The sequence below is a fragment of the Hydrocoleum sp. CS-953 genome (genome assembly GCF_002260545.1).
GTDB lineage: Bacteria > Cyanobacteriota > Cyanobacteriia > Cyanobacteriales > Microcoleaceae > Trichodesmium.
In genome coordinates, this window is the sequence record NZ_LGSU01000888.1 from 1 (window position 1) to 5254 (window position 5254).

At 36.4% G+C, this 5254-nt stretch carries 5 protein-coding genes and 2 pseudogenes; 4 read left to right on the plus strand and 3 right to left on the minus strand.

Features of this window, described 5'->3' with window-relative positions; genetic code table 11:
- The 3 genes and pseudogenes from AFK68_RS11805 to AFK68_RS11815 all read left to right on the plus strand — a co-directional run.
- Positions 1-266 (plus strand): annotated as a pseudogene (locus AFK68_RS11805) (histone deacetylase); the annotation flags it as partial.
- Between the two features lie 715 nt (positions 267-981).
- A complete protein-coding gene (locus AFK68_RS11810; protein ID WP_094672964.1) occupies positions 982-1185 on the plus strand; it encodes a hypothetical protein in 204 nt (67 codons plus the stop codon).
- Positions 1186-1711: 526 nt separating this feature from the next.
- Positions 1712-1915, plus strand: a complete 204-nt coding sequence (locus tag AFK68_RS11815) for a hypothetical protein (protein ID WP_094672966.1) — start codon at positions 1712-1714, stop codon at positions 1913-1915.
- A gap of 312 nt (positions 1916-2227) precedes the next feature.
- Here the strand turns inward: AFK68_RS11815 and AFK68_RS11820 are convergent.
- On the minus strand, positions 2228-3287 hold a 1060-nt coding region (locus tag AFK68_RS11820), incomplete at its 5' end, for a transposase (RefSeq protein WP_256386541.1).
- 1 nt (position 3288) lies between these two features.
- Positions 3289-3552 (minus strand): annotated as a pseudogene (locus AFK68_RS11825) (helix-turn-helix domain-containing protein); the annotation flags it as partial.
- Positions 3553-3936: 384 nt separating this feature from the next.
- Between AFK68_RS11825 and AFK68_RS11830 the strand changes: the two are divergent.
- Positions 3937-4956 (plus strand): ABC transporter ATP-binding protein, encoded by a 1020-nt coding sequence (locus AFK68_RS11830; RefSeq protein ID WP_094672972.1) that lies wholly within the window; start codon positions 3937-3939, stop codon positions 4954-4956.
- A gap of 82 nt (positions 4957-5038) precedes the next feature.
- Here AFK68_RS11830 and AFK68_RS36645 read toward each other — a convergent pair.
- Positions 5039-5254: hypothetical protein (locus AFK68_RS36645; RefSeq protein ID WP_210407359.1), on the minus strand; the 216-nt coding region annotated here is incomplete at its 5' end.

Here is a 5254-nt window from a genome sequence, read left to right on the forward strand (position 1 = left end):
TTTATCAACCAACTTTCGAGCAAAAAGTCGTACCCTTTTTAGCTAACTTTCAACCAGATTTATTGATTGTTAGTGCTGGTTACGATGCCAACCACGACGACCCATTAGCAGGTATTTCTCTACAACCAAAAGACTATGGATTATTTACAGAATATTGTTTACAAATAACCCACAAAATATTATTTGGTTTAGAAGGAGGTTATGACTTACCTAGTTTATCTCAGTCAGTATTAGCAACAATTGAACCTTGTCTTCAAGTCAGTTGATATGCTCCCGAATTGCGCTAATGCGACAAAGCGATACAGGAAAATTAAATTTGAGGATATTCTCTACTCCCCACTCCCTTTTTTACTGTAACTATTTCTACAGCGTATTTCATATCAGTGAGGTATACTCCTAATGGGCAATATCCACGCCGAAAAAAGACTTGATCGTTAATATTTGTATCGCATGGCGCATATACCTCGAACCTGCTAAATTTGGTATTATATTATATAGAATCCGGTTGAACAGTTATCCGCAGCGATGATAGGAAGCAATCCCAGAGGTTTAAGAGATTGCTATCCCTTCCGGAATGCTCCGCAAACCTTCCACTCCGTTGCAGTCGCTGCGGACGCAAGCTATAGTAATTATCCGGATTCTATATTACCGGAACTTTGTATAGCTGATGACCTTTTTCTTTCCTACGGAATGCTGCACAAACATAACTTTGTAATTCTCCTTGAAGACTAATTCCTCTTTCCCAGATAATAACTTAATAACTTATAAATCATAGCTGATGGCTGAAAGCTAAATGCTGAATGCTCGGAGTGACACACATCACTAACAAATAAAAACATACTCACATCGAACCTATGATATTAACTAGAAACTAAATTGAGAACGATCGTTAACTAATAATTACTCACATCACTGCATCTAATTAGAAAAACCCTAATAATAAAAATGTAAGTTGTAGTTAGTCATTAGTTAATAATTTATATGAGATTACTCAATGTATCACCAGGAAAAAATGTATTTGAAGAAGTATTCAGCAAAGTAATGTCCTCCAGTGTTATTACCAGCGATGAACGTGAACAGATTCGGCGTGTATTATTGAGTGGTTATCTAGATAATGATGAATATGCCATGATGAAAACGTTGGTCGATCATGTTAGCCGTGGATCGATAAAATTTGTTGAATGAAATTGACTTACTTCTGTAGTATGCTGAGTGCCATTTCAGTTATTCAGTATCTTTCTCTACCTTAAGTCAGAGGCTTAAAACCTTATTTATTGGCCAAATAAATAATAAAGAATTACAATATTTAGGGAAAACTCTGGATACACCAATAAATNATTATTAATTATTAATAATTAAATAATTCTGGTTTAAAGCCTCCCCTTGGATAGGGAAAAAAAAGAAATCATATTTCCCGATCTTCAATTCCCGTATGGTTTTAACCAGAGATAATTATCAATTGTCCATTATCCATTAATGAACTGCTGCCTTTTGCCTGAGCTAATTTTATGTGGTGTTGCACAACCAGATTTAATATCAGTGACAAGCATCACCAACAAACACAAATATACTCACATCGAACCTATGATATTAACTATAAATTAAATTGAGAACAATCATTAACTAATAATTACTCACATCACCACATCTAATTAGAAAAACCCTAATAATAAAAGAGTCAGTATTAGTTAGTCATTAGTTAATAATTTATATGAGATTACTCAATGTATCACCAGCAAAAAATGTACTTGAAGCAGTATTCAGTGACGTAATGTCCTCCAGTGTTATTACCAGCGATGAACGCGAACAGATTCAGAATGTATTATTTAATAGTTATCTAGATGATGATGAATATGCCATTATTAACAGGTTAGTTTACCATGTTCGCCGTGGATGGGTAACAGTTATTGAATAAAATTTACCTATTTATGTAGTAGACATCTCCAGAAAAGAGGGAGCAGGGAGCAGGGAGAAAGAATTGATGATTTGTGTAGGATAATTGATTTTATTTTATTTTTTATTATTGGAGATGTCTAGTTTGCTGAGTGCCATTTCAGTTAGTCTCCTATGGTCGTAACTGCGCAATTCAGTACCTCTGCCTTACTTTAGAGGCTGGAAATAGGGAATACTGCTTCATAAAACCGATATAAAACGCCTCTCTTGGTGCGCATTCCCTTGCGACTTTCGTCGTCGCGGGGTCGCACCGCATAATGTGACATTTTACTGTTTACTTCCTGCTTCTACCAGAACTGTCGGCAGCACTCCGTCCACAGGCATTGACGGTCAAGCCGACCGCATTTCTTAAATTAATTGAGGCATTCAAGTCTCGGTCAATGGATAAACCACATTCAGGACACTCATAAGTCCTTAGATTCAATGGCATATCCTGAACATAACCACAGTTAGAACAAGTCTTTGACGATGGGAAAAATCTATCTACTACTACTAGATCAGAACCGTACCAATGAGTTTTATATTCAAGCTGTCTTCTAAACTCATAAAATCCCTGGTCTGCTATAGACTTAGCTAGCTTATGGTTAGCTAACATTCCACTCACATTCAAATCTTCAATCACAACAGTGCCGTGGTTCTTGGCTAGATATGTTGTCAATTTATGAAGTCCGTCTTTGCGGATGTTAGCTACTCGCCTATGTAGCCTAGCTATCTTCAGTTGTGCTGCCCTCCAGTTAGCTGAACCAATTCTTTTGTTACGATTTAGGTATTGTAGTCTCGAAAGCTTCGCTTCCAACTTACGGTATGACTTTACACTTTCAAAAACTTTTCCATCACTTAAAGTTGCTAATGTGTTAATGCCTAAATCTACACCTACAACTTCAGTGGTTTTATCAGTTGAAGTCCCAGTAAATTCATAGCTACAACTTAAATACCATTCACCTGCTTGTCTACTAATAGTTATTTTCTGAGTAGTGACTTCAATTGGTTCATAAGTTCTAACGATACCAATAAAAGGCAATTTGTGATTCCAACCATTGAGTTCTATTGTTTTCCCACAATTATCTATGGTGAATGAATCATGTTTGCCTTTCTTCTTAAACCGTGGGCGTTTACACAATCCTTGAAAAAACCTCTTAAATGCTTCACCCAAGTGAATAAAAGCATATTGATAAACTCTAGATGACAGGTTTTTCATCCAGGGATAAAGAGGTTTTATATTATTGGTAAAAACTTCTCTAAGCTTACGAGCATTAGGTTGATAACCATCTCTATAAGCTGCATTCCATATACTTAAACCCCAGTTATACACCCATCGGGAATAACCCGCGTGTNAAACCTCTTAAATGCTTCACCCAAGTGAATAAAAGCATATTGATAAACTCTAGATGACAGGTTTTTCATCCAGGGATAAAGAGGTTTTATATTATTGGTAAAAACTTCTCTAAGCTTACGAGCATTAGGTTGATAACCATCTCTATAAGCTGCATTCCATATACTTAAACCCCAGTTATACACCCATCGGGAATAACCCGCGTGTTGAGCCATCATGGTTTTCTGCTTATTATTCAGTTTAAGCTTGGTTCTGATGGATTTCATGTATGAATGAGTGTAGTGCAATGGTATGCTTTTTAACGGATTATACCGTTATTCTTTGATTAAGTCAATACTCTTTGTTATTTCTACGAAAGAGGAAGCTTGAAACCTTATTTTTTAGCCAAATAAATAATAAACAATTACAATATTCAGGGAAAACTCTGAATATACTAATAACTATGNGTTTAAGCTTGGTTCTGATGGATTTCATGTATGAATGAGTGTAGTGCAATGGTATGCTTTTTAACGGATTATACCGTTATTCTTTGATTAAGTCAATACTCTTTGTTATTTCTACGAAAGAGGAAGCTTGAAACCTTATTTTTTAGCCAAATAAATAATAAACAATTACAATATTCAGGGAAAACTCTGAATATACTAATAACTATGGCACCAGCAGTTTTAATAGAAAACCTTCAAAAAAGTTATGGTTCATCTGTAGCAGTTAAGGACGTTTCCTTTAAGATAGAACCTGGAGAAATATTTGGTTTACTTGGCCCCAACGGCGCAGGCAAAACAACTACCCTACGCGCTCTATGTACCCTAATTACACCAGATGCTGGACGTTTAGAAGTATCCGGTGTTTCTGTAACTGACCAACCGAGAATAGCTAGACAACGGCTTGGCTATGTTGCCCAAGAAGTGGCCTTAGACAAAGTATTAACAGGCCGAGAACTACTCCAACTCCAAGCAGCAATATATCATATCCCTGGCAAATTGGCCAAAGAAAGAATTGACAAAGTGATTCGCCTCCTTGGTATAGAAGATTGGGCGGATCAAAAAACAGGTACTTACTCTGGTGGTATTCGCAAACGTCTTGACTTAGCAGCAGGTTTGCTACATCAACCAGATGTTTTAGTTTTAGACGAACCCACAGTAGGTTTAGATATTGATAGTCGGGTAGCAGTGTGGGATTTTTTGCGTCAGTTGCGAGACTCAGGTACAACAGTTTTAATTACCAGTCATTATCTTGAAGAAGTTGACGCTTTAGCAGACCGAGTAGCTATTATTGATAAAGGTGTAGTCATAGCAACTGGTACTCCTTCCGAACTTAAAGACAGAGTAGGAGGCGATCGCATAACTCTGCGCATTAGAGAATTTTCCCCTACTGAAGAAGCAGAAACAGCAAAAACATTACTTGAACCCCTACCAATAGTTCAAGAAGTTATTATCAATGCTGCTCAGGGCAATTCTTTAAACTTAGTTGTTACCCCCCAAAGTGATGCTTTAATTACAATTCAACAATCATTACAAGGAGCAGGTTTACCGATTTTTGGTATTGCTCAAGCGCGACCAAGTTTAGATGATGTTTATTTAGCAGCAACAGGAAAAACCTTAATGGATGCAGAATTAGCTGCTGCAAATAGTCGAGATTTGAAAGCAGAGAAAAAACAAAGTATGCGGTAAGTTTAGTAGAAATTAGGTTTGTTTTAGGTATTTTATAAGACTGACTTAGAGGCGTGTAATAGGGGTTAACAGCCGTTAACCTCTACAGATTTTGTGTAAATCCTGATATAATTTTATCTAAAATTAGAGGTAAAACTAAAGGTAAAATTATGGAAGCTGGTTTGGTAGGTTGAGCCGGTTGGGGATTATCAAAAATTGCTGATTCTTTGTGGGATACTGCCATTAATAATTGATAATGGATAATTGATAATGGATAATTAATAACTGAATAATAGAGGTAATTTATGGAAGCTGGTTT

What these genes read in the sequence shown, in the direction of transcription:
- AFK68_RS11830 (WP_094672972.1), top strand. Translation starts at nt 3,937, where the DNA reads ATGGCACCAGCAGTTTTAATAGAAAACCTTCAAAAAAGTTATGGTTCA.
- AFK68_RS11810 (WP_094672964.1), top strand. Translation starts at nt 982, where the DNA reads ATGAGATTACTCAATGTATCACCAGGAAAAAATGTATTTGAAGAAGTA.
- AFK68_RS11815 (WP_094672966.1), top strand. Translation starts at nt 1,712, where the DNA reads ATGAGATTACTCAATGTATCACCAGCAAAAAATGTACTTGAAGCAGTA.